5 protein-coding genes are annotated in these 4,969 nt (G+C 53.5%); all 5 read right to left on the reverse strand.

Annotated features, from left to right (window positions below; all coding sequences use genetic code 11):
- On the reverse strand, positions 1–1,399 hold a 1,399-nt coding region (locus ACZM8Y_RS17560), incomplete at its 3' end, for a hypothetical protein (RefSeq protein ID WP_489501946.1).
- Positions 1,400–1,403: 4 nt separating this feature from the next.
- A complete protein-coding gene (locus ACZM8Y_RS17565; RefSeq protein ID WP_489501947.1) occupies positions 1,404–1,778 on the reverse strand; it encodes a DUF6711 family protein in 375 nt (124 codons plus the stop codon).
- 8 nt (positions 1,779–1,786) lie between these two features.
- Positions 1,787–4,021: a phage tail protein gene (locus ACZM8Y_RS17570; RefSeq protein ID WP_489501948.1), complete on the reverse strand. Its 2,235-nt coding sequence runs from the start codon at positions 4,019–4,021 to the stop codon at positions 1,787–1,789.
- 15 nt (positions 4,022–4,036) lie between these two features.
- Positions 4,037–4,606, reverse strand: coding sequence for a Gp15 family bacteriophage protein (locus tag ACZM8Y_RS17575; protein ID WP_489501949.1), 570 nt, complete (start codon positions 4,604–4,606; stop codon positions 4,037–4,039).
- Positions 4,603–4,969: hypothetical protein (locus tag ACZM8Y_RS17580; protein WP_489501950.1), on the reverse strand; the 367-nt coding region annotated here is incomplete at its 5' end. The genes ACZM8Y_RS17575 and ACZM8Y_RS17580, both read right to left, overlap by 4 nt.

Consider the following 4,969-nt stretch of genomic DNA (forward strand, 5'->3'; position numbering starts at 1 on the left):
GCGTCTGGCCGTTGACGGTGACTCTTTCTGCGGACATTTGCCCGGCGGTGATGACATTTGCGTTGATCTCGCCGTCCATGGTCAAGGCGACACCGGAAATTGTATTTCCGCCGTCCTTGGAGAATCCCAGCCCACCTGTGGACATAATCCACATCCGGGTATTGGGCGTAATGGTGGGCGTATCTCGCAGGGTCCACCCGATGGGAAAGCCCTGTTCGTCCAGAGTCAGTTCATAATACCCGCCCTTTGCCCCGATGATCTTCTGCGTAGCGTTCTGCATGGCCTTGGTAAGGCCCTCATAAGCCCGCTTAATGCGCTGCTCTGTAGGGCTTTCCATGGCATAACCCGCGTCCTGTGGGGCGTAACTGTGCATCGTAGAGGACAGACCGCCGTACAGGTGGATTTCCTGCTGCATAACACACACGTCCAGCCACTCGCCGGTATCACCCTCCACCTGGATAACGTCTCCCACTTCAACAGACGGGTCGCAGCGCCATTTTACATCGCAGGGCTGAAAAGATATTTCCACCTCCGGCTGAATCAGGTCCGCAACGGCCTGGTTCATGTATGGGTTTGTTGATGTAATGCCCAATCCGGTGCCGGATGTAATGGGTTCATCTTCCGTGCCTGTGGTGAGGCTGGATACCGTGTACGGACCGTCTGCCGTGCGAGTCAGGCCGGACATGTACTGCTGCTCCCGGCTGACCCGGAAGGCGGTTTTTGCGTACCACTTGAACACCAGATTGCCGTCTCTGTCGAAGTGCGCGGACTGTCCGCACAGTCCAGCTAGCCACCCCAGCTGCTGTCGGATGGTCCCCTCAAACACAGACTCGATTGTCATATCCGGGAAAGTCACCGTTGGGGGAGTCAGGCCGCTTTGCGCACACAAGTCCGTCAGCATAGCGTCTGGTGTGGCGGGGAACTCAATTTGCGGGGTGTACTGCTCCGTCAAGGATGCCATCTGGTCATAGCCGGTGATTTCCCAACCGTACGCCAAATTATCCACGCCGTCTGCGGGGATGTAGTATCGGCCCAGGGGGACATATTCCACCCCAGACGCTGCGGTGCTTACACCAGCGATTGCCTTACCGGCCACAGCCTGACCGGCAATGGCTGTCGTGCCTGTATCACCACCAGGAACGTAGATGCCGATATACGGAACAAAGTACCCACCGGACAATTGCAACGGCTCGTCCGGCTTGTAAATACGGATTTTGCACCGCCCGGAACAGGCGGAGCCGACGGAGATTCCGTCTGAAGAATCAAACGCCGGTGTTGCGGTGATCTCCTGAACGTAGTTCCCGTCAAGCTCTGTCTGCCCGTTAAAAATCACCTTTGCCTTGATTTCGCGGCCATAATCCGCAAAAGCGGCGTGAAACGCGGTGGAGACATTGTACATGGCGTCACCTCTCCACGAAGTTCATGGACAGCCCGCCCCACAGCCATTTCCCATCGGTTTCGGGCCGCATGATCGGCGATGACCGGTCGCCTACGTAGCACATCATAGTGCGGTCGGTGCCGGTCATCGCGTCGGGGTATGTAAGGCTGAAAAACACATCGTCCACGGCTTGCAAAAGCTTGGCCATTTCAGCAGAGACGAGTGGCCGCCAGGAGCATTCCAGCTTGCGCTTCACGGCCACGCGGTCGCGGAACATATCGCCGTTCTGGTTTCTGCCGGTCCCATCTGCGTCTAGGTCGGAAATGTTCCATTTCAGTTCATCCGGGGCCGGGAGAGATACCACCGCCCCGGATTTCTTTGTTACCTTAAGTACTTCCATGCGTCACCTCACGTCAGCAGCGGGCTTTTGCCGTTCATGCGCACCTGGGAGTTGTTTTCCCGCACCATCTGCCGGAACATCTCCTTGCCGTCCATTTGGACAATGATGGTAATGGGCCGGTCGCTGCCTTGCCCTAGCACCTCCGCAACGGCCTGTTTGATGGTGTCCAGGGGGGCCTCAATGTTGGTTCCGTGCTTCTGGTCGCCCAGTACGGCCATAAACTCGCGGTTAGGCGGGATGACCGCACCCTGGGCCAGTTTGGGGATTTGAAGTTCGTTGATTTTCGGGATGTTGACGCCAATATGCTTGCCACCAAGCCCCGGCACCCAGCCTGGGACTGTGAAGCTGATTTTATTCGCCTTGTCGATCAGCCAGTTCAATGCACGGATAATTGCATTGATGGCTGATGCCCACGTCCCCTTGATGGCTGTTGATATGCCGTCAAAGATATCTTTGATACCCTCCCACGCTTTGTCCCAGTCGCTCGTAAACGCACCGGAGAGGAATTTAACGATTCCCGTGAATATCTTCTTAATGGCTGCCATGGCGTTGCCGATAAAATCCTTGATGAAAGTGAATGCTCCCGTGACCGAGCTTTTGATGAACTCGATGATCCCATGGAGCTTCCCGCCAGTCTTCTCATCCAGCCAATCCAAGAACGACAGGAACATGTTTTTGAGCGCATCCACAATGGAAAACAGAACGTTTTGCAAGCCCTTGAAGATTTTTTCGATGCCGCCGATGGCACGGTCAATATCCCCGGTGAAAATACCCGCGAAGAAGGCCACAAACCCATCCAGCATGGTTTTGATTCCGTCGACGAACTGCTCTGTATCGCCGTAGGCGTTCACCACAGCCACAAGCAGGGAGGCGATTGCGGCAATCAGGAGCGGAATCCAGGACCCTGTGAGCACAGCAATTCCCAAGCCACCAATCATCAGACCGGCGACGCTCATCAGCGTGTTTTCCAGGTTCATGCCGGCCTCCATCATGTCGTGCAATGCAGCGACCAGCAGGGCCGCCCCGGATACTACCAGTCCAATGCCAGCGCCCACCTTGCCAAACGCAAGAGCGAGGCCTCCGGCAAGTGCCGCTGCGCCCGCAAGAGATCCGAGTAAGTTTTTCCAGTTAACGCCGTCGTTCCATGCGTCAGACAGGCTTTCCCACAAAATGATTAAACCGCCAACAGCAATGAGAATGCCGCCGAGTTTTGTTAAAATCTTTCCCAACGTTCCGGGGAGAGAGCTGCCAAGTTTCCACAGGGCCAACCCTGCGGCAATTAGCATGACCGCATCAGCAATTTTCTTGAGCTTGTCGTTGATCTCGTCCATGTAGCTAAAGTCAGGCGTGATCGCGTCAGCGGATGCACCGCCGCCCGCGTTATCCGCGGTATCGGTGGAAATCTGGTTGATCTCATCAAACGCCGCAAGCTGTCCAGCAGCTTTTTTTGCTGCATTTCCGGTTCCCTTTAAAGCATTTGTTTGCTTATTAAGAGCCTTTGCGGAATCTGCTGTTGCTTTGACGCTCTTGCCAGAAATAAGCGCCACAAGGCGCGTGATCTGCAAGACTACTGCCGTAATTACTTTTACAAGCAGTGTAAAGGCGGGGACAATTACGCTTACAAGAGGCTGTGCCAGTGTCAAAAGCGCTCCTTTAAGCTGCGCAATGGATTCTCTTGCATCGGAGTTTACCATTACGACATTTTTTGCCCAGTCGCGCACTTTTGTTAATGCTTGGGTAATAACCGTAAAAACAAGGGCACTGCGGACAACAGATTTTACTCGCTGTCCAAAAACTTTCATGGAATCTGCCGCCGCTTCGGTTGCGTTGCGCAGTCCAGCACCTTTGGATCGTCCATCGATTTGTCGTGATAATTCAACCGCCTGCGTTTTCGCGTCGGAAATCTTATCGCCGGTTTTGTTGAGCTTTTCGTTGAGCTTGTCAATGCTATTTGCAGTTTTGTTGAATTCGCTTTGCAGCATTCGCACGCGCTCGGCCTGCTCGGACACGTCGATTTTTTCATACGTGCCTTTTGGCGCTGTGCGCATATCGGCAAGCACCTGTTTTGCCGCATCCAGCTCTGCGCCGATGTTGCGCAGCCGGTCTTCCATCGGCGTTTTTTGGGCGCCGAGCCGGTTAAATTCCTTTTGCAGGGATTCGATGTTGCTTTTTACTTTGTTCAGCTCCTGATGGAGTTTTTTATCGCTAATAGTCGCTTCGAATACGATTTCACCGTCAGCCAAAAAATCACCTCCGTATTATGGGCTTTTGTTGGCGTTTTTGCCTAACCACACATTGATGGTATTGGTCTCTTCCTCGGCCAGCGTCCGCTTTAAGTCAATAATGCGCCGATTTTCGCGGTAAAACTCACGGTCGGCTTTGTCAAGTGTTTTCCCTTTGGCCTTTAGACTTCGGATGCGGACGATATTCGCAAACAGACAATCTCCCAGCTCGTAGTACGCCGAAACGAAAGACCACCAGTGGAAATAGGACATTGCCCGCACTTCCCGCCCAACAACACGATTGATGGGGGAAACGATGTATTGAAAATCCTGCTCCCAGTCCATCAATTTAGGTCGCTTGCGATTATCGCCCTCGTCACCGCAGTCGAGAAACCATGTCATCTGCTTCATGGCTTCTGGAATGTGCTCATCTGGCATTTTTAAGAAGTCCGGATAAAAGATATCCAGAGCCGCAAGCGCTTTCTGCTCGTTGGTCAGATCGGCCGCAGCAAATACCGCCAGCACGTCCAGTGCCGCGCGATAGTCCGAGCGAATTTCATAGTCAACGCCGCAGACGTTCAGCGACGTTGGAAGATCGTACATCATTTACGGTATTTCTGTGTATACTTGCGGATTTTCTCATCGGCAAGCGCCTGTTCGCGCTTTACTGCCTCGTCAAACTGTTCGATAATGGCGGTCATAAAGTTCTGCCAAACCGGCGCACCGTTGGCCGCGGAATAGGCGTTGACGCTGCCAAAAAGCGTATCGGCAATGTCCTGCCCGAACAGGTCATTGATGATGCTGCGCATTTCCTTGTCAAGAGAATCAACCATGTCGAAAAGCTCATCATTGGGGATATCCTTTTCAAGCGTCTTTGCGCGGGTCTCCTGCTTCTTGCGCAGATCATCAAACGTTTTGTATGCTTTCTTTGCGAAGTTGACATCCGCAGGGTTAAAGTACACCGTTACA

The organism is Bilophila sp. (assembly GCF_057864385.1).